This is a genomic window from uncultured Dysgonomonas sp. (genome assembly GCF_900079725.1).
In the GTDB taxonomy this organism is placed as follows: Bacteria; Bacteroidota; Bacteroidia; order Bacteroidales; family Dysgonomonadaceae; genus Dysgonomonas.
Genome location: NZ_LT599032.1, coordinates 93,499 through 115,717, shown reverse-complemented (window position 1 = coordinate 115,717; position 22,219 = coordinate 93,499). Strand labels below are relative to the sequence as shown.

General features: G+C 40.4%; 9 protein-coding genes. All 9 read right to left on the bottom strand.

The window, feature by feature from the left end; genetic code table 11:
- Window position 1 precedes the first annotated feature (1 nt).
- The 9 genes from QZL88_RS00490 to QZL88_RS00450 all read right to left on the bottom strand — a co-directional run bounded on the left by QZL88_RS00490 (window position 2) and on the right by QZL88_RS00450 (window position 22,094).
- Window positions 2-3,565 (bottom strand): DUF6443 domain-containing protein, encoded by a 3,564-nt coding sequence (locus QZL88_RS00490; protein ID WP_296937817.1) that lies wholly within the window; start codon window positions 3,563-3,565, stop codon window positions 2-4.
- Between the two features lie 26 nt (window positions 3,566-3,591).
- Window positions 3,592-7,755: a hypothetical protein gene (locus QZL88_RS00485; RefSeq protein WP_296937815.1), complete on the bottom strand. Its 4,164-nt coding sequence runs from the start codon at window positions 7,753-7,755 to the stop codon at window positions 3,592-3,594.
- Between the two features lie 192 nt (window positions 7,756-7,947).
- Entirely contained in the window at window positions 7,948-8,202 is a 255-nt protein-coding gene (locus QZL88_RS00480) for a hypothetical protein (RefSeq protein ID WP_296937813.1), read from the bottom strand.
- A gap of 1,555 nt (window positions 8,203-9,757) precedes the next feature.
- Window positions 9,758-12,067, bottom strand: coding sequence for a GH92 family glycosyl hydrolase (locus QZL88_RS00475; protein ID WP_296937811.1), 2,310 nt, complete (start codon window positions 12,065-12,067; stop codon window positions 9,758-9,760).
- Window positions 12,068-12,072: 5 nt separating this feature from the next.
- Window positions 12,073-14,454, bottom strand: coding sequence for an alpha-L-rhamnosidase C-terminal domain-containing protein (locus QZL88_RS00470; RefSeq protein ID WP_296937806.1), 2,382 nt, complete (start codon window positions 14,452-14,454; stop codon window positions 12,073-12,075).
- 147 nt (window positions 14,455-14,601) lie between these two features.
- Entirely contained in the window at window positions 14,602-15,630 is a 1,029-nt protein-coding gene (locus QZL88_RS00465) for a hypothetical protein (RefSeq protein ID WP_296937805.1), read from the bottom strand.
- 88 nt (window positions 15,631-15,718) lie between these two features.
- Window positions 15,719-16,897, bottom strand: a complete 1,179-nt coding sequence (locus tag QZL88_RS00460; protein WP_296937803.1) for an IPT/TIG domain-containing protein — start codon at window positions 16,895-16,897, stop codon at window positions 15,719-15,721.
- A 32-nt stretch (window positions 16,898-16,929) separates the two neighbouring features.
- Window positions 16,930-18,609, bottom strand: a complete 1,680-nt coding sequence (locus QZL88_RS00455; RefSeq protein WP_296937800.1) for a RagB/SusD family nutrient uptake outer membrane protein — start codon at window positions 18,607-18,609, stop codon at window positions 16,930-16,932.
- 44 nt (window positions 18,610-18,653) lie between these two features.
- Window positions 18,654-22,094, bottom strand: coding sequence for a TonB-dependent receptor (locus QZL88_RS00450; RefSeq protein ID WP_296937798.1), 3,441 nt, complete (start codon window positions 22,092-22,094; stop codon window positions 18,654-18,656).
- Window positions 22,095-22,219 lie beyond the last annotated feature (125 nt).

The window sequence follows — 22,219 nt, the reverse complement described above, 5'->3', positions numbered from 1 at the left end:
ATTATCTAAATATATTTCCTATACTAATATTATTATTATATCTAAACATCATAGTCTGTTGTCGTCCATCTGATGCTTGAGTTTTCATGAATCCAGTAGCAGGTCCAGGACGCGATATATTCTCTATTGTTCTGTTAGGATCTATGGTAACACCTATAATATTGGATTCTGAAACTGTTGCTGCCCTATGTGCATCATTATATTTATGTAAACCTTTAACCTGTGTTTGATATTGTTCTACAGTTTCATGTATTAATGTACTGCCTTGTGTTACAATATTATTACCTTGTACAAGAGGTAGCTGTTCTATATCCCCAATATCAATCATCCCCAGGTTAAAATTACCGACTAATGCATTTTCGCTATTGTCCACTAACCTTACATGTGTCATCCCAGGTCCATTTACAACAGTGTTTAACTCATTAAAATAAGCTTCAGCTTTTGCAAATGCTGCAGGATCTTGTGTCCTATCCTTACCTGTGGCGACAAGAGATGTTACACCATTCGAAGTAGTTGTAAATGTATAATATCCATCTAGGTAGTTATTATGAACTCTATCTACTCTTTCATAAAGGGCACTTTCTCCATGATGGGTTAAACTATCGCCCTTTAAATCTATATACTTAATCGGATTATTTGCACAATACGCATACGGACTAATACTATAATACTTCTCCGCTAATGGGTCCACCGTACTAAACCTCCCAATACTAGGCTCATAATACCTCGCACTATAATCATACATATTCAACCCATGCATTCCATCCAACTCCTTACCATTATACTTGTATGGCTGTACCCCCTGCCCAGCCGTTGTATTCTCTGCAAAAGCCATCCCGAAGGGATAGTAATGATTCTTCTGTATGACTGTGCCGCTTGCATTAGCTACTACACGATTATTGCCTAAGTGGTCGGTCAGGAAGAAATAATAAGTTGTACCTTCAATATATCCCCCATCTATCAAGGTGCGCTTGAGTGTGCCGTTCTCATAGACCTTATTACCCACGTAGTCGGTGGTCTTGGTATCGGTTGCCTGCGTACTGAAAGGGGCTGTAGCCATAACGGTAGCCGCCTGAAGGTTCATATCCGTCTCATGGATAACCTGTAGCTTCACACCTGTGGCTGTATACATATATTTTGTCCTGCCCTTTACATTTGGGTTATCTATCTCTATAGACTGTGGTAAATTTAGTGAATTATATTGAATCCCGGTTATTCCTTTATGGGTATCTTTATTCATGGCGCCGTTGGCATTATAGGTGTATACACCCTGCGCCCCCGAATGATCCTTGAAGTCAGCCGATCCGGCCAGACTGACATTTACTCCCCTGTCCCTTACATTGACCAGCTGGTTGCCTGTATAGGTCATGGTCAGGTTGTCCACCGAATTATAATCTTCCGCATTATTACCCGCAGTCATCTTGCCCCGTCTGTGCAGGGTCTGCATATTGCCATGCTTGTCGTAACTGTAGGAAACATTGTAATAGCCTCCCGAGACTACTCCGTTGTATGCTGCATGGCTCAGCCGGGAGAGTTTGTCATATTTGAAACGGTAGCTCCTCATGGCTTCGGTCTCTGCCTTCCATTCCATGCCCGATATGTTGCCGTTGTAGGCAGGGGTATAATCACTATAGTTATGCGCTGTTACTTTATCATTGTAGTACAATGTCTGGCTGAACAAAGGCCCTGATATCGACTTTGTCCACGAGCGTATATTGTAGGCATATGTGGTTTTCAGGTTTGCCTTGCCGCTCTTTGTGGTTGCCTTGAGCCTGCCCAGTTCGTCGTACTCGTTGCGGGCCAGGACGACTTCGGCTCCTGAATTCAACTTATGTTTTGTCTCCACCAGACGCCCGGCATGGTCGTAGAGGTAGGTGTAATGCTCTATCTGGGTGGCTGTGCCCATGGTATGCCGGGTCTTACGGTTGACCGGCTGCCCTGTGAAGTTATAGGCTGTAAATTCACTGTCAACACCTCCCAGATGGTGAGTGCTGTGCGACTGTATAAGTTGTTTCTTGTTGTCGTAATACATACCTGTATAAAGGTACTTCGTGGCAGTACTTCCATCCAGCAGCAGGGTAGCAGTACCGGTCAGTAAGCCTTTATGTTCATAAGTGCTTGCATCCGTCCCGTAGCGTGTATGATAGATGGCAGGCTCGCCGGAGGTCTTGTAATTTATATTGTCAGCGGAAAAACCGGATAAGGCGCGGAATTTATAACTGTCGTAGTAACTGGCTGTATGTACCACCGGGTTCTGGATGGTAAGTTCATTGAATGTGCTTTGACCTACTTTGACATTATATCCGTGATAAGTACCCGTCGTGCTGAATTCTGCCTTTATCAGGTAATCATCGAACCGCCCCGACCTGATAGCTGCGCTATTTACCGTGGTACATGTTCCTGTCAGTACCACCCTGCCGAAATCGTCGGGGATGGTAAAGGTCCATTCATTCTTCTTGCGCTGCTCTCCGTCCTGAGTGAATATCAGACGGTCGGCTTTGTCATAGACATAGTATATGCGGTCTGTTCCCGGCAGCTTCTTGATCACGCAGCGGTTGCGGTTGTCATATTTATAGAGGTAACCCCACAGTTCGATAAGCTCTCCTTTGACACCTGCTTTGCTAATGGTATCGACAGCCATCGGCGGCAGTACATAAGACAGGTTGCCGAAGTCATCATAGACATAATAGGTATCGTGAGCCTTATCGGAAGTGCCTACCTTGCTCATCTGTCGGGTAAGGACTACCTGTCCCAGCTTGTCCTTGAACTCATAGGATACGTTGCTGTCTTCGTCCGTTACCTTGGTCACATAGAGTTCACCGTTGGCATAAGTGCCCGATTCGGTCAATCCGGTGGACGTACCGGATCCTGTAACCCGGTACAGGTTACAGATCAGCTCTGTGGCCTGGCTGTTGGTCAGGTATTCGGTAGCGACAGCCTTGCTGGTTGTCCCGTAATCCTTATGCCAGTCGGCTCCCGGCCCGTACTGGCTGATTATACGGTTCAGGGGTGATGCTTCGTAAATGGGTTTGGAAAATGGGTTGGTGTCGGCTACTCCCCCATTGGCTGCTGCTGCTTTGGCCTTGGCCATTACCGATGCAGGGTCTGCATAGGCCCCGTTGTTGCCTGTAAGTACGGCGGGCAGCCAGCTGTTGCTCTCACGCCCGAAGGCATCGTATTCCTGAAGGGCGACCAGGTCGGCGGCATTGGGGGTGATGCCTCGCTGTACGGTTTGTACGGGCCGTCCCAGGCCATCGAAATACTGGATGGCTTCCATGTAACGGCTGCCGTCGGCGGTGGTATAGGTCTTGGTCTGTATATAGTTATGGTCGTTGCTCAGACTGGAGGCAGCCCCGGCGTAAGGGTCACAGGTGGAGGGATTGACACTCAGGGTCAGGCTCTTTCCTGTAGCCGATACAAAACTGAAACCGGGCTGTAGCACGATGCTTTGGCAGGCGGTCTCGCTACCGCCGGAGGTACGGACAGTATTCAGGGTCAGGTTAGACTGAGGGTACAGGCTCAGGCTGAATAAAAATAGTAGAATATGCAGGTATATTTTTTTCATAATTATTATTTATTTAGTATGTATCATTAAAAGCCACTCATAAGTCTTCTTTCTGAACCTATTTTCATTTTTGTATCACTCATTACTTGATGTAATATCATGCCTGCCTGAAGGCTCGCTCCTCCATAATTACTTAATTGAATTTTCATAGTTGAAATTCCTGCTGGAATTGTTATGAGAACCTTCTCCGATAGATAAGTGTTATCATCTACAGTTCGAGTAAGAACCTTATTATAGATTGTATTGTTGCCTTTAATCACAGTAAAAGTAGCTTTGCCATATATGGAGCTGAAGATCCCCAATATTTCCACCTCCAAGGTAACTTCTTCAAAACAGTCCAAGACAGCTGTAGTGGTCGTTTCTCTCGTTTGGGGGTCTCTCACTGTTGTACTATTTTTAAATTCTATAAGAGGAGGAATTAAATCGAACAATTCAGTTCTCTCTTCAGTTTTCCCACTAGAAGTATCTGTGATGGTACATGAAACTTCTATCTTCCCCGGCTGAGCATAAGTCAGAGTATATGAATTTGATGAAGACGGAACCGATGAGCGGTATATAACTTCATTTGTATCTGCATTTTTCACAAGCCAAGAATATGTATAATTGCCAGATCCCCCCTGTACACTAGCATAAAAAATATTGAGTTGACCTACAGCACAAGGTCCAGATATATATATGTCTGGGATAAAGGCCTTGACCATAATATCTTTTACCATTGTATCAGTTTTTCCAGTCACTTTATCTTTTATTACACATTTTAGCTGTATTGTACCTGATCGGGAGAACGTGGCTTGAAATTTACTACCCGAGTTTGGCTTATCGAGAATAGTAACAACGTTGGAGCTATTTGAAATATCTTTCAGCGACCAATCGTAAGAAAAATCTCCACTGCCTCTCTTTACTACTGCCTCAAACGCCTTAGAACTATTAAAAATATATTCATCCAACACTTCTATTGTATATTTGAAAGGCTCAAGTTCTATTACAAAATCCCGGGTTTCTGTCTGAATTTTTCCTGTATTAGCATCTTTTACAAAACATGTAATCTGTGCAGAACCAGTATCTGTATGACGGAAATTATGGTTAATATAAAAAGAACTTGAATAATCATTCTGGAACAAAACTTCTCCATTTCCTTTCTTTATCAACCACTTACAAGCAAACTGCTCAGTTCCACCACTTTTAGTAACACTAAATGGAGATACATCATTTACATAATATTTATCTTTTACATCAAAACCAATAAAAATAGGTGGATATGGGAATAGATTGTATTCATATGAAGTAAGAGTCTTCATATCATTATCTTTTATTTTAGCCAACCTGTTATTGATATCATATTCATAATTGACACTTATTATTTGCGGATCAATCATTTTAGTCGCGCCTATTAACGGTTTATGATAGACAGTGCTAATTTGTGCATCTTTTAAATATTGACTCCGATGCAAACTCTGAATTAAAGTTGTATCTGAGCCTGCTTCTAATGATAGGCTTTCCGGAATTTTACCTCCTAATGCATTTTTCACATCATCATAGCTTGTATTATTTACTTCGGCCAATAAGTATTTACCTTTGTATCCCCATAAATATACATTGCTTATATTATCTTTGGTTGTCAACTGTACCAAGTTGCCATATTCGTCATATTTCTTTAATTCGGCATCCAAAACCTTTTCACTACTACCTATAACCGAATATATCTTAGATGGTAGATAAAGCTTATTATTATGAAATCCTGAATACTCCCTGATCTTTTGTGATAATCGTTTGCTATTCCTACTGGTTTCTTGTTCAATAACCGGACTCAGAATATTTTGAGAAACCATATCTGTATATGGAGATACCGATTTGTCATAAGGATATACATATTTTATAACTATACTATTATCCACATCTGTTTCTTTCGAAACAACTCCTTTATTATTATATTCATACTGAGTTGTTCTCGTTACAAGATTGTTTTGGAAATATGTTGACTGTTTTTTTTCTGTCGGGAGATATGCAAAATTTTCAATAGTATACTTATTTGTCATAGTCTCTCCATGGTATATGGCATTTGTATAATTTGATAATGATGGCTGCAGTATATTATGTTTGATAACTTCTTTATATACTGTATCATTTTCATTATTTAATATTACCTTCTCTCTTAATAGTCCTCTACGATAAGATTTGTCGGTACCCCTTATATCCATTATCTCGGCGAAAGGATACCATGAAACCTGTGGATTATAAACATAATGGGGTATAGTGCTGTCGTATAAATCCCTATTCTCTTTATCCAAATAGGATGAATATTTATAAATATAAGAGCCTGCATTTGTTTTTTCCACAACTTCGGCATACTGCACATGCCTGTCTGTAGGATAGTTCCCTCTGGATGTAGGTAGTATATAACATTCTATGTATGCCCATCCACTTAATGAAGCTTTTTCTTTAAGATAGTGAGGATAATGAGTAAGTATTCCTTTAGGATATAAAAAATCACGTCTATTATATATATTACCATCTTCATCGATGTCTTGAATTGCCTTTATCCGGACTCCTCCAGCAATACCTAATGGAGGAGGACCTCCGGCTTCGTTTCTGGTTACAAAAGTTTCTTCCTGACCCTGAATTTTACGCACCTCATAATCCAGACCTTTATGTGTTTCAAAGTAAAAGTTACTAATTCCTCCGGTAGGATAAGTCATAAATTTTATCATGCCTACTTTGCTTGATTCTTCATCAGCTTTACGTACCATATATTCTTCAAAATAAGGATATGGAAAAATATTGAAATTTCCGTAGGCTATATCCATTCGTGGCATTAAGAGATTTTGTCCATTATTGTTTGTATTATTATTCCCATTATAATATCCCCAATGGTCAATACAAGACTGGTCCGGTATCGGTATCTTGTCCGTATTATAATAACTAAAAGTATAGTCTTCATTACCGGCAGATACTTTCGAAAGAAAGAACCGGGTATAGTTTCCTCCTAAAAAATCTTGATGGAAGTTTATCTTTTTTATAGGTTTTATACCATACGATATACTAATCTGGTCTAATGCCAGATTCATTGTATTATAAGAACGGTACAGATTGTCAATATCAGCATCTTCATAGAATTTTTTAGTTTTTTCCTTATACAGAAAATCAATAGTAACATCCCCATCAATAATGATTTTCGATAAATAAGTCTGGCTTATAAGCTCGAATGTATATCCATCTTCCTTTGGGATTCTTCCTTGTTCAGATATTTGGGTAATATTTTTCTGATTCACATCTATTGACTTCCTTTGCGCAACATTTTTACGTATAATGTTATGTTTTGATTCTTTTTCTTTATATATAAACTCAATTGTTCTTTTATTTGGTGCGATTATTTTAGATAAGAACCACGACGATACAATGGTCTTTACCGGATTGAATGGTGTTTGAGGTGTTAAAACACTTGTTGTTTCCAATGAATTTGAATTACCTCCAAAAACATATTGATAGCCGTCAGGAGATATAATAGTGACTTTAGAATTTGTGTCGCTTGAGAAATAGTTATCTAATATAACCTTGTATGGTTGATTTCCCTTTATTTGAATACTTCCATCCCAAGTAAAGTTGAACCGACCAGAGTGCCCGGGCATATTAAAATTAAATAAGTCAGGACCGAGTTCCCCGTAATTACTGTAGCTTGGATGTTTATGAGAAGATACATTTCCCGGAGCATTTACAATATTGTTACTATTGTTTTCTCTTGAACATATTATTCCTTGTCTTATCTTTTCATTAAAAGGAATATCATATTTATAAAAATTACTTTTTGCCGCACTTAAAACACCTTGGGTTAAAGCATCACTGCCCTCGTCCTGCAAGCCGCCTTCTACTTTTCGAGTTATAGCTCCTCCTATATTTAGATTCCAGCCAAGGCCAATCATCCCTTCATGCTCATTTGGCTTAAAGCCATCATTGTTATATACCAGGCTGATAGGTATTTCAAAGTCACGGTCTCTATATACATACAAGGGTATTGATAAATCGAGTTCTCCATAAAAATTCCGGGTGGGAGTATTACCATACCTCATAAATTGAGAAGCTTCCGGAGATAAATGTCTGGATGATATCTGATAATCAACTCCATCATTCGATAATTGAGAGTAGCCATTCAATGCAATGATTAATAACACTATAACTATTATATATTTTTTCATAGTCTTACGTTTTTTCATTTTTTAATCACCACTTCATTCAAAATCAATCCATTAGCAGTAATCCTCAACACATAATTCTTCGGAAACAAACCCGAACAATCAATCGTTTCATAATAACTGCCTACTGTCTTCTTTTGTGTCTTTATCTTCTTTACAGGCAGTCCTTCGATCGAGTATAGCTCGAAAGACACATTATCCCAGTATATAGACACTATCCCCTTCCAATGGCGGTAATGAATATGTCAGGGTATAGGCGTTATTCAGTGTCTTGAGATTACTGAAATCCCAAAGCCGGTCTTTTCCCGCATTTCCTGGATCTCTATATTCTACCTGTTGTTTGATTAACACATCGCCGGGGCGAAGATGATTGTGAGAATTGTTCAATTGGCTAAAACCGGGTAATGCTACCCACAGGGATAGCAGGAAGAGAATTTGGGCAGGCTTCATAGTTAAGATATTTATTATTAGTCTTTGAATTACGATTTCAGGCCATTTATATAAAGAAGAATGTTTCTCTTTTTATCATATAGATAAATGTCTCCTTCAGATTTCATGAACAAAACATAAAAATAACATAATTTAATTAATATTTAATGCCTGATAGCAGGTTTTAAAACATAAAACTCCCATAAAAAGACATTATAAAAAATCTGCACCTACCCTTAACAGAATATAAATCCCCATACTCTAAAGAGGCTATTGATATATTGAAGTGGTACTAGGAATAAATATCTATCTTTGTTGTATCCTATTTAAAATAAAAACAGCTATAATACCAACTAAAGATATTGAAAATATAGACGATATAAAGAAAATAATATTATAAAGATAATTCAAGTTGTTTTTTGAATTCAGTAATTAACAAGCTTATTTTTCTTTCCCTATCATTTCTAAATTTTATAAAACTAGCTACTTTAAGTCTCCGTCTTTCGACATCAGATAACTCTCTATACCCATAAAAATTCGGATCAAAATTATCTACAACTAAATCACATAAACAGTTATAAATATCGTGATTATAAATTGTTATTCGGTTTAATAGTAAGCCCAATGTGTCATTAACAAATAGTGCCGCATAAATTTTTTTATGATCTAACGATACATAAAGCCGTGGATAAGATGTATAGACTTTACAGGTCAAAAACTACAACTGGATAATGGCGACGGCACCAAGACAGAGGTTGAAGTTTTTGTTGCTATCCTGGGCTGTAGCCAACTAACCACTGCTCTTATCCTGAAATACAAGAAGCATTTGGATGGAGTGTAGAACAGTAAATCTACTTTGGCGGCTATCCGGGGTCGGTAACATTGATTCGTGATTAAGAACGATGGAAGAACTACATAAAAGACACACTTATAGAGACGAGTATTTCCAAAGATTTTTTGATGCTTACACGTGTCGATAAGCCTGCGTTATTGAAAGGATTGTTTAAACTGGGTGTCGGTATTCCTGTCAGAATCTTTCTTACACAAAAATGATAGGACAGCTTCAAGATGCCGGTAATACAGGCAACATTAGCGAACTACCTAAAGTTGCTATTCGATTGCGGATTACTAAAAGGTTTTGATAAGTATGCTGGGGATACAATTCCTAAGCGAGGTTCAAGTCCAAAGTTTCAGAAACAACCCAGAGTAATAAGACTTATGAAAAAACATTCATCCATACTGAATTGTGGGGACAACTTGCAGAGTCTTCAGTCAGTATACACTTGATTAATCATTCTATTTCCGAAAGATATAATCTTTACTATTGGCGAGATGGAAATTATTAAGTTGATTTTATCTTAGAAAAAGGAGCTAAGGCAATCGGACTTGATATGCCTGCCCTGACAAAGAAAATAACGGCTACCTAGTTCACTTCGTTATCGGTAGCCGTTGGTAATATCCTCACTCGTGTAAGCCCTCATATTGAGTATTCATGTTGTTTACGTAACAAACTAATTGAAAATCGCTATGAGCGAGATGATATTCAGCTTGCCTCTTTGAAAAGAAAAAATATTAATCAGAATTTCTCATCCATCATAGACAAAGGTAAATCAGCATCATGGCTCCCCCACTCTTTATTAGGAGTATTGTCCATTTCAAATCTAAGTTCTGTATTACCGCCGAACAACAGATCATTGCTTATCCACGATTTAGTGTAAGGTGTACCATTCACAGTCAACGATTTAATATATTTATTATCTTTCGATACATTAGCTGCTTTTATTCGAAGAGTACCCTTAATATGTTTTAGAGATACATCTTTGAAGATAGGTGCACCTATGAAGTATATACCGGAGCCATGTGTCACAGGGTAAAATCCCATTGCACTGAATACATACCATGCCGACATCTGTCCTGTATCGTCATTTCCGCAAATTCCTTCAGGCGATGTATTATAAAAATTGTATATAACTTCGTTTATCCATTTCTGAGTCTTCCATGGTTGTCCGGCATAATTGTACATGTAAATGGTACTATGACTAGGTTCATTGCCATGTGCATACTGCCCTATAAGGCCTGTAATATCGGGTGCGGGAGTGTCACCATCTATCCGTGAACTGACGATAAACAATGAATCAAGTTTAGACACAAACTTATCCCTACCTCCGTAAAGCTCCATAAGTCCTTTTCCGTCATGGGGCGCAAAGAAACTCCATTGCCACGACGTTCCTTCACAAAAGTCGTCTCCGGGGCGATAATGGTTGCTCAGGAACGGATTGAAAGGCGATCTCCACGAGCCGTCTGCATTGCGTCCTTTCATAAAATTTACATCTTTGTCGAACAGGTTTTTATAATAACCTGCACGTTCGATATAATAGTTATAATCATCCTCCTTACCCAGCATCTTAGCCATTTGGGCGATACACCAATCGTCATAGGCATACTCTAATGTTTTGGACGCGGATGTTATCTCGAGGTCACAGGGTACATATCCGTATTTCTTATAATTAACCGTACCTCTCATGTCGTGAAGAAAATACCCGAAAGTATCTATATTTGCCGAGTATTTCATCGCCTCATAAATAGCATCTACATCATAATCTCTGATTCCTTTTCTATAAGCATCGGCAATAACAGGCATAGAGTGATACCCTATCATACAAAAAGTTTCCTGCCCAGCTAATGTCCAAATAGGCAATTGCCCGTAGTGCTGATAATGGGCATAAAATGTCTTTATAAAATCATTTGTCACATCGGGTCTCAGGATAGCTATTAATGGATTTTGGGCACGAAATGTGTCCCACAAGCCTGTAACCCCGTTGAAGTATCTGAAATCGCTGGTATGGATCTCTACATCAGGTCCTCTATATTCGCCTGTCACATCAGAATATAACATAGGATAAAATAAGGCATTGTAAAGACATGTGTAAAATACCTCTTTCTGCGGACTGTCTTCATCATGTATCTGAATAGCGGTGAGAGATTCATTCCATATATTCTGAGTATCGCCCTTTATCTTATCAAAATCCCATTCTGTAATTTCTTTTTCCAGATTTTTCCTTGCCCCCTCCACACTGACAGGTGAAATTCCTACGCGGGCAATAACATCATCATCTTCTGTATCAAAACTTAAAATTGCCCTGATATCAGTAGCTTTCACTTCAACAACATCCTTTTGCAAATTTCTGTTATCATACAATTGTGTAGTGGTAAACGGTTTTGAGAACTCGGCATAAAAATAAACATGTTGTGTTTTTACCCAGCCGTTCGATATTCTGTATCCCTCGATTGTTCTATCGTTAATCACTTTCAGATAAGCGACTTTTACCGTATCGAAATTATCTTCGGGATGTATCGTACAACATTCGTTACTCCCATGCTTCAGGTCAATAATTACCTGTTGAATAGTCGACTGAGGATATTTATATCTATGCATGCCGCACCTTTCGGTAGCAGTCAGTTCCACATCGATGCCAGAGTCATCCAGCCTGACTTTATAATAACCGGGTTGAGCAGTCTCATTATTGTGAGAAAACTTACTCGATATATTCAGCGGAAACTTATCTGCATTTTTCAACGCCTCATCGTTAATTGGAAAGAACATTATATCCAGAAAATCGGTACATCCCCCACCCGACTTATGAATATGGCTGAAACCGATAATCCTGTCATCGGAATAATGATATCCCGAAGCATTCAGGCGTGTATCGGGAGCCAGTTGCACCATACCGAAAGGACGTATTGCTACGGGAACAATACGACCATCGGCTCCTGTTCCCATCATTGGCTTCACATACTGTAATTTATTATCGGGTGTTTTACAGAAAGAAAACACCGATAGGATAAATATGACATAAAACAACCCTATGATTTTATTTTTATTCATGATTCTTATTTTATAATATTTTTTCCGGAAATTAATTGCAGGTTCTCATTACCATACTTATACACTCCGGTAAGCCCCGAAGGAAGAATAACATACCCACTTAATTTTCCTTTTTCTTTTACAAACGAAACTTCTATTTTCCCCAACGGGTGAGGCATACTGCCTTCTACTTTATTCAGATAGCCCAAATGAGGTTCGATAGCTACAGTCTTAAATCCCGGTGATTGAGGCATTATACCGCATACGAGAGACAGGAAGTAATAGTTGGTACTGGCACTCCACGCATGACAGTCCGAACGTGATGGTTCTGGTCGTTCTGCAAAAGTAGTCAACCCGCTGGCCAACATATTGTGCCAGATATCGAGACTGCTCACATACTGATCGGCCAATCCCGCTTTCAGCATTGCTCTAAATAGATAGAAGCGGTAATAAACCGTGGTCTGAATGAGCGATTTATCCGTATTCAGCTTATTAAATACATCTTTATACTTGCTTTCGTCTATAGCGCCAGACAAAATACCCATAATAGACACATGCTGGCTATAACTGCTACGTTTTATATCGTCTGACAACAACCCTTTTTCCTTATCATAACATTTCGCTATCGTGGCTTTACAAAGCGATTGTTTCAGTTTTCCGTATTTCAAGGATGCAACCTCATCGCCCCAATAACTGAGCAATTCTATCGCATCGTTAAGGGCATAGGCAAACTGCAATGTAAGTATGGCAGACCCGCCATCAATCCCCCCCGGGGGCACTCCACCTGTGGGAATTACCCAGCTTGTAGGCCACTCTGCTGTCCAATCCGTAAAATTCCAATGCGGCATAGCAGCCAGCATCCCTGTCTGAGTATCTATTTTGCTTTCGTACCAATCCAATATATTTCTCAATACTGAAGCATGGCTTTCTACATACGCATCATCTTCGCGGTGCATCCAATAATCGTGAAGCATATTGATCCAGTAAAGCGAGAATGGTGGGATGATCTGGCTATTGCGTGCCGGATAGCGGCTTCGCAAGATGCCGTCAGGAGTTATGGAGAGGGCAATATCATCTATTGCTTTGCGCATCAGCCTGTCGTCGCCACTTACATATAACGAGATTAAAGACTGAATGCGGGTATCACCCGTATATTGAAGTTGCTCGTAATACGGGCAATCATAATAGGTCTCTCCTGCGCATAAGCGGGCTGTGCGCCAGCCTACATTCCAGATATCGGTAAGACGCTTGTCATCCGATTTGAAGCTGCCATTTTCCTCAAATGGATAACCTGTAAACTCTCCGTTGAGCGAATTAATGACCAGTTCCTGTTCTTTGGTTTCCACTTCGAGTTGTATATATCTGTATGTACGAAGCCAAAGAGGACTGTAAATCCTGTTTTCGCTTCCTTCGGGATAGAATGTATCCACATATCCAAACATATATTTTCCCTCTATTTCGTTCCTGTTGCCTTTATCATCCGGCCCTATATATAAGCCTTCGGCATATGTCAGCGATATTCTAGAATCCCTGCCCTTACTCACCGACAGGGTTAGATAAGCATTGGTAAGATAACCCTGATCGAGTAAGACGGTAGCTTTGGTATTGGCAGGAATGGCCAACGGTTTATTCTTTCTGAAATTATCCTCAACCTTCACTCCTGTTGCCCTGCGAATGCCAAGAGCCGGTTCATCTTTTTCTTCCATCATCGGGATTGTCCGTGGAACCAATGCCCGTATGTATTGGATACCTGTACCAAATGGTTGTCCGGGCTCTTTTTCAATGACCATACTCCAAAGCGAATCATCGAAACCGACAGCAGTCCATCCCCACGGATACTTGTCTCCATAGATGATATCTCCCGGGCCAACATCCTGTATATATACCAATGATGGCTCAATGGACTTATCGTTCAATGTTTTCCAAGAAGAATCCGTATTTACAATTTCTTCATGTGGGGTATTTCCTTGTACTATGAGGCCTGTGGAATGCGACACTTGCGCTCCGGGAGTCCATTCTCCATAATTCCACACCGTAGCACTCAATATATTAGCTCCTTGTTTGAGGAAAGGTGCAATATCAAAAGTTTCGTAGTACCATTTATACAAATCGCCTCTGGCCGAACCTCTGCATACACGAACGCCATTGACAAACAGCTCGTAACGCTGATCGGCAGATACATTTATTATAAATGAATCGGGTACTTGTTCGATATTGAATGCTTTACGAAACCGGTGTACTCCGTAATCGACCTTAGATCCGTCGCGGTTTGTTATCCATTTAGCATTCCATTGCTTTTCTATCCATCGTGCAGACGGTTCGAGCTGAATTACTTTTTGAGCATATGTAGGAGGAATGCAGCAAAAGAGGAATGTAATACAAGCAAACCATATTTTTTTATTATGCATGTTGTTATATTTTAAGTTTGTATGTTGTCAATAATTATTATTACAACATTTTACCGGAAATGGCATGTAGGGGTAATGATTTGCCCCTGCCTATTTGTTTCGCATATGGACTACAATAAAGTGCCCCTACGTTATAAATACTTATTCTTATCTATACTTAATATTTACAGAATCTATCCTTACTGTAACATCGTATGTGCCGGGTACTTCCCAACCAATATTAGAAGTGGTTATATACAAATCTTCCCAAGTGGTATTCAACAGATACTTGCGTTCCTGAGCCAGCTTAAATGCCGACTTTATGATAGGCAATACATCTACATCCACATGCATATCTTTGCCAATAGCTGTTTTTCCTTGCGAGCCCATTATTTGCGACATTTCAGGAACATATATGAATGCGCCTGTATTGTGTTCCTTTCCTCCGTCTTGTGCAGCATAAGCCGGAGGAAACTCATATCGCTTGTCGAAGAAATTAAGCCCGAACCAGATGTAACGCCCATAATCTTCCGAACCCTGAGTACGGTTCTGCACTGTCACATACCACTGAAACTGGGCTGTATGTAAGTCTGCGTTGGTAGTTCCTGCAGGCATCTTATCGTCCAGTTGCGTCACATTATAGGCGATATCCATGCGGATTTCTTCTTTGCCGTCTACTTTCAGAATATCTTTATCGGCCAACACGTATTCTATTAATAAATGGGGCCACGACTCTCCACTTTTTCTCGGATTGCTGGTTATTCCATTCTGTCCGTATTCCGAAGATGTGTTTATACCCAACACAAGGCTACCTTTCTCTACATCGGCTGCCACAACATTCCCTTTTGCCGTTTTATATGTATGCACAGAGCCATTGAGAGAATAAGTTCCTGCAAATATATCATTGTTGATGCAGTTCCATTGAGCGATACGCCATACCGGAGCTGATGTAGTAATGTCGCCATAATCGAGTATGCCATGTACTTCGGCATTGCCTTCCTGTGTGGAACTTACATTAAAACCTTTTTTGTATTCAGAATCGGAAAAAAGGTTAGTGTACACATAAGTTACGGGAGGTTCGGGGTCCGGATCGGTTTTGCCGCCATCTATATCTGTATTGTCACTGCCTCCGCAAGACCAACATATCATTGAAATGAATAGGAAAAAGACTGTATGCATATAATTAAGTTTTTTCATGAGATATTTTATTTGATGTGTTTATTACCAGACCACCCCTGTTTTTTATCAAACAAAAGCAGTCCGGTGAAACAGGGCATTTACTGTCTTATTTTATAGCTATTTCGAAATTATCGAATTGAGAATGCTCCTCTTCCGTCATGAAGCCGACATAGCCACCTGTATAGACAGGACTTGGATCAGACAGCGTTTGGTTGAACAGGATATCCCCATTCTGTTTGCTTATCACTATATCGAATACACCCGGAGCGGCAGAGCTTATCTCGGCATGATAGAATATATCTCCGCCTTGTATGGTATTATGCACCTGATTGTAGATCACGGCATCCCAACCTGCACCGCCATTGCTCGTCCTCAATAATTGTACCTGGCTGTCGCCCGATATACGCATCAGATAGAACTGGTCGGTATTCTGCGCATTGAGTATGAATCCGGCCCAACATGTACCCGCAGCAACATCGATACGGAAGTCGGCTGCCACTTTAAAGCTGCGTCCGTCATCATTCTTTGCCAGGGCATTGGAATTTTCGTACAAGATACCCCCATTATTGGTATATAGATACTGGTTCTGTATTCTGAATTTTCCTTTAGTAATGGTCCATGGCGAACCTACCGGATTAGGCATAGCATCTTTGTCGCCCCAATCGGTTTCCGTACGGTTGAATGTATCGCTATATACCAGTCCGTGATCGAAAGATATGGCATTGGATGTCACGTTATTTGATTTTACTGTAATATTCACTTTACCCGTGGGCAAGCCCTCAGGAACTTTTACCGTGATGCGGTATTCGCTTTCCTTTACAACTTCGGCACTGATGTTATCAAAGAATACTTTATTTCCCGATTGGGCAAAATTGGTTCCTATGATTGTCACCTCCACCCCGTGCAGCCCCGATGCCGGAGATGTTGTACGCACTATCGGTTCAGATTTGTCTATAGTGAAACTTTGTCCCGATTCACAGATTTCATACACACCTACCCGCACACTTATAGGCCCGCTTACCACTCCGCTGTCGGGAACAATAGCAATCAGTTCGTTGGATGAAAACTCTATTACCTGAGCTACTATGCCGCCCGAAAAAATGACAACATTCGTGTTCACGTTCTTAAAGTTAGTACCGGTTATCGTTATCTCTTCGCCTGATTTAGCTTCGAGCGGAGAGATAGAAGTGATGGTAGTGCCACGTTTCTCTTCTTTTATCTCATCATCGCAAGAACAGAAAGAGAGAAAAGCAAATACTGTCAATATTATATATAAATTTTTCATTGTATTTATTTTATCATTAATAAATCGATACTTTAGCGTGACTCGTACCCGGGATTTTGTTCCAGATTACTATTCAGCAATACATCATTTATCGGCAATGGATACCATATCCTGTATGGGGAATTTGCCCAGTTTTCCTGCAAAATAGGAACTACTACATTCCATTTTGCTAAAAGTCCCGTTTTTGTTCCATCGCTTAAACCGGCAATAGCCGATTGTATTTTTCCGAAACGGATAAGATCGGTACGTCTTTGCGCTTCGAAACAAAGTTCGCGAGAACGTTCTTCTAATAACTCCGTAAGGAAATCAGTCCGTTTATATACATTATTGAGGTACGCAATAGAAGGAGCAGAACTGCCCATATTGTCGGCCGATACGCGGGTTCTGACCTCTGTCAACCGCTTGCGTGCAGCAGTCTCATCTCCTGTATAATATTCGGCTTCGGCATTCAACAACAATATATCGGCAAAACGAAGTATCGGATAATTTCCCTGCGAAAGGGCTAGTGCCGTCTGCTTCATTTTGGGGTCCATGTAACGGAACTTTGTAATGCAATAGGTCTCTAGCGACGGATTGGACGGTTGCGGAACATAATACCTTACATTGTTGATATATTCCGTTTCTTTCTCGTTATCGACTAATGTACCTCCAATATTATGGGCACGGCGTGGATCTTCTGGATTGTACAATTTATAATACATCTCACCTGTCGGACGATACCAACCGTAACCTCCTCCGTTAGTATTGGTAGAACCTACCGGAATGAGATAGAATAGCCATGCCCCGTTATCGTTCCCTACAGCTTGCAATGGAGTGGATTCTCCTGTAAATAAGCATTCTTCATATTGAGCGTCTTCGGTAGTTTCTCTGAATAAATAATCATAGTGCTTCGTGAGTATGTATCCGCTGTTATCTATTATATCCTGCGATATAGTTTTGGCCTTTTGATAATAATCGGATGAATTTACCCAATCGAAGCTATTCAGATCAAAATTAAGACCAGCCCCTACATTATTGACCTTACAACTGGCCAGATAAGTATATGCTTTTACCAGATATCCGGCTGCGGACCATTTGTTGGCACGGCCTTTAATCCCCGACCTGTCCTGAAGTGTATTATAAGCATAAGTGATATCTTCGATAACACGCCCGAAAACTTCCTGCAATGTATTGCGTGCTGCATACGGGTCTTGTGTGGCTGTAGTATATATGGGAGCGCCTCCGTAGAAAATCGCTAGATGATAATAGAAAAAACCCCTCAGGAATTGCGCCTCGGCTCTGATTTCATCTTTGCGCTTTGCATCCATATCTATATTGTCAAGGTTTTCCAACAGATAATTAGTCCTGTTTATACCTTTGAACAGATAACTCCAGCTATATTTGAACATATCGTTCTGTGCCGAATAAGAGCCTACCGGTATAAATCCGAATTCAGGATCAGACAGCCCGTCGCGCATGATACATTCGTCTGTACCTCCGTCGAGCATTGCCTGTGTCCCCGAATTGAACGATGCACGTCCCCATTCGCCCTGTGCCGATGAAGCCATGATAATCTGATAGCAACCTGTGATTGCCAGCTCTGCATCATTAGCCGTCTTGTACATATTATCGGCTACTGTATTGGAATACGGCTTGGTGTCGAGAAAGCCGTCGCAACCAGTAGCAAATAGCATAAATATTGCAATGATGCCATATATATATTTAGTTGTCATATTCTTATTAAAATTAGTAAGTAAATATTTACATTATATATTTATTAGAAAGTAACATTAACCCCAAAGACCAATGTCCTTGTACGAGGATAAGAAATACGGTCGAAACCTGTCAATAATGCATTATTGGAATCTATTTCAGGATCGAATCCTGTGTATTTAGTCCACGTATAAAGGTTGTCTCCTGTGACATACACTTTCAGGTTCGATATATTCTCACTCCATTTCATACTTTTCAGGAAACTGTGCGGCACATTATAGGCTATGGACAATGTTTTGAGACGGAGATATGACGCATCTTCCACATAGTAGCTCGATGTCATCATAGATGTCACGTTCTTGGTATCTACACTGAATGTTCCGTATTTATTCGTCGGATTTTCGGTAGTCCATCGGTTGTCCCAGAAATCTTTCGACAGGTTGAGCCATGTAAGAGGAGTTCCTCCTTCGAGGCGGAAACGCGATTCGTTGAAAACTTCATTGCCATACGCCCCCGACAAAAATACAGACAATTCGAAATTCTTGTAACGAAATGAATTGGTAATACCTCCGAAGAATTTAGGACTACTGCGACTAATAACACTCTGGTCATTTTCATCTACCAGATTATCTTCGCTCCCGTTCAGGTTTTTGAATTTGAAAGAACCGGGTTTTACATTCTTTCCGGCAACACGTACAACGCCATCTTTGAGCCTGAATTCACGATCTTCGTATTCTATATTCGGATCGCTGTTGTTCTGCCATGTAAAATCATCAAGTTGATATATTCCATCAAATACATATCCGTAAGCTGTGCCTATCTCTTCACCAACAATGACACGCCCGACATTCGTGATCCAGCCGCCACCGATGCTTACAGGGATGAAATCGACCCCTCCAAGGCTTTTCACTTTATTCTTATTGCGGCTTATATTGAAATTAGTAGTCCATTCAAAGTCTTTAGTTGCAATGTTGTGGGTAGTCAGCTGCACTTCGATACCACTATTGTCTACCCTTCCTATATTTTGCCATTGCGTAGAAAAACCGGATTGGGAAGGTATGGGTGTCGGCATCAACATGTTGTCAGTCACCTTTTTATAAGCATCAAAAGTAAGCTGTATGCGATTTTTCAAAAATGCGACATCCACTCCTGCATTATACTGTGCGGTAGACTCCCATTTCAGATCTTCGTTGGCAGCAGTAGAAGGACTTAACCCCAATATACCGTTGTAGTAACTATTCTCCATATTGGCCATATATTGATATGGCGGTATCCGTTCATTTCCTGTGCGGCCATAACTCAGCCTCAGTTTCAGGTTATCGAATATATTCTTGTCTTTCAGGAATTTTTCCTCACTCAATCGCCATGCTACTGCTGCCGATGGGAAATATCCGTATTTATTGTTTTTCCCGAATTTATCCGACCCATCGGCACGTATACTTACTGTAATCAGATAACGCTTGTATAAATCGTAATACACACGTGCCAGATAAGACAAGCGGTTGTTGATACCCCTATATGAATACAGGCTTTTCAGTACGCTACCTTTTGCTATGGAATATACACCTGTTGATTCGTCCAGAAAATTGCTGTTATCTACACCGAACGATTCATAATTGTAATGATTGATTTCAAAAGCAGCCATAGCATCCAGATTGCTCCACCCGAAGTCTTTTTTATACGAAATCTGATTTGTATTCGATAAATAATAAGCGCGGTTTTCGGATATGATGGCACGCCCTATATCTCCGGCACCCCACTCCGTGTTTTTGCCGTAAAACTCATTTCCTTTCGAACTGGAATAGAATCCTCCCGCCGAGATATTCAGCGACAAACCCTCCATAATGAGATAATCTCCGTATACATTGGCATCTCCCCTCAACAATGATGTGCTCTTGTAAGCTTCTTTGAGCATGGCAATAGGTGAAACATATGTACCTGTATTGTCCCACGACGGGATATATACTTCTACGGGACGTGCTGTAACCAGACTTTGCACAACACCATTGTAGGCATTACCTTCTCCCCCGCTCTGGCTCACGCCTTTAAACTTGGAATGTGATATACTTATGTTTGAGCCGAATTTGAGGCGTTTTGTAGCCTGAATATCCAGCTTGGTGCGGGAGGTTATACGATTGTAATTGTTATTAATAATGATACCTTCATTGTTGGTATAACCCAGACTGGTCGAATACCTGAGTTTGTCAGAACCTCCGTCGGCCGAAATATTGTGATTGGTAGATATGGCAGTACGCAACATCTCGCTTTGCCAGTCGTGGCTCGGATTTGAATAAGGGTCTCTCGGTTTATCCAGTTCGTTAAAAGCCCCGTCATTGTTAGAATCTTCGTAGAAAAGTGGAGTATTTTCATCTATTTCGCGGCGATAGTCAATAAAGTCGGAAGCTCCCAGTACATCTATTTTTTTTGTGACTGTACCAAAACTGACATTACCGTCGTAATTGATACGGGTCTTACCCACTTTTCCACTACGTGTGGTAACTATGATAACGCCATTTGCTCCCCGCGAACCATAGATCGCTGTTGCCGATGCATCTTTCAATACTTCAATAGATTCTATATCCGAAGGGTTGATGCTGGACAAAGGGTCGAGCGTAGAGCCGTTACCCATCTTAGCGGAGGCGACCTCATCTGTATTCACATCCATCTGTACCCCGTCTATAACGTATAAAGGTAATGAAGAACCATATACCGAATTTGCACCACGTATCGATATACGCGAGCTTGCACCCAGTTCTCCCGATGCCGATGATATCTGTACACCGGCCATCTTCCCCTGCATGGCGTTGACAAAGGATAATGAGCGCGATTCAATGATATCTTCAGCTTTGAGGCTGGTAATAGAGCCTGTGAGGTCGCTCTTTTTCATCGTACCGTATCCTACAACTACCACTTCGTCCAGCAGTTTGGCGTCTTCGGAAAGTGTAATCCGAAAATTTGTTCTTCCCTCCACTTTTATATCCTGAGGATTAAAGCCTATATAAGTAACCGTTAGTGTAGCTCCGTCAGGGACATCCAGGCTGAAACTTCCGTCCGTATCCGTGATTGTACCTATATTTGTACCTTTTACTTTTACAGAAGCCCCGATGATGGCCTCCTCTTTTTCATCCACAATTTTTCCCGATACAGGTGTTCTCTTCTGACTGTCAGCCCTGCTTGTTTTCAGGGGGGCGATTGTAATCACTTTGGTATCATTGTTCAGCTTATAGGTCAGGTCTGTATTTTCCAGTACCTTGTTGAGTAAGGGTTCTATCTTTTCCCCGCTATATTTAATTGTAATTTTCTTATTCAGGTCGTTTAGAATATCTGTATAGAAGAAGCGATAGTCTGTTTGTCGCTCAATCAGCTTAAAGGCTTCTTTTATCTCAATATTCGCTTTATCTATATTTATCAATTTTGCCTGCTGGCCATAAACCGCTTGCGTAGGCAAACTGAATAAACAAAGCAGTATAACAAACAAAATATTATATCTGCATTTTTTTTTCATAAGTTTCATTGATTTTTTAATATCTTTGTTAGACAAATGGTTTTAATTTCTTATAATTGAGACATTTCAATCTCCGGTCGAGGGAAGCTGCAATCTTCCTTCGACTATTTTGTGTTTTTCATATC

What these genes read in the sequence shown, in the direction of transcription:
- QZL88_RS00490 (WP_296937817.1), bottom strand. Translation starts at nt 3,565, where the DNA reads ATGAAAAAAATATACCTGCATATTCTACTATTTTTATTCAGCCTGAGC.
- QZL88_RS00485 (WP_296937815.1), bottom strand. Translation starts at nt 7,755, where the DNA reads ATGAAAAAATATATAATAGTTATAGTGTTATTAATCATTGCATTGAAT.
- QZL88_RS00480 (WP_296937813.1), bottom strand. Translation starts at nt 8,202, where the DNA reads ATGAAGCCTGCCCAAATTCTCTTCCTGCTATCCCTGTGGGTAGCATTA.
- QZL88_RS00475 (WP_296937811.1), bottom strand. Translation starts at nt 12,067, where the DNA reads ATGAATAAAAATAAAATCATAGGGTTGTTTTATGTCATATTTATCCTA.
- QZL88_RS00470 (WP_296937806.1), bottom strand. Translation starts at nt 14,454, where the DNA reads ATGCATAATAAAAAAATATGGTTTGCTTGTATTACATTCCTCTTTTGC.
- QZL88_RS00465 (WP_296937805.1), bottom strand. Translation starts at nt 15,630, where the DNA reads ATGAAAAAACTTAATTATATGCATACAGTCTTTTTCCTATTCATTTCA.
- QZL88_RS00460 (WP_296937803.1), bottom strand. Translation starts at nt 16,897, where the DNA reads ATGAAAAATTTATATATAATATTGACAGTATTTGCTTTTCTCTCTTTC.
- QZL88_RS00455 (WP_296937800.1), bottom strand. Translation starts at nt 18,609, where the DNA reads ATGACAACTAAATATATATATGGCATCATTGCAATATTTATGCTATTT.
- QZL88_RS00450 (WP_296937798.1), bottom strand. Translation starts at nt 22,094, where the DNA reads ATGAAAAAAAAATGCAGATATAATATTTTGTTTGTTATACTGCTTTGT.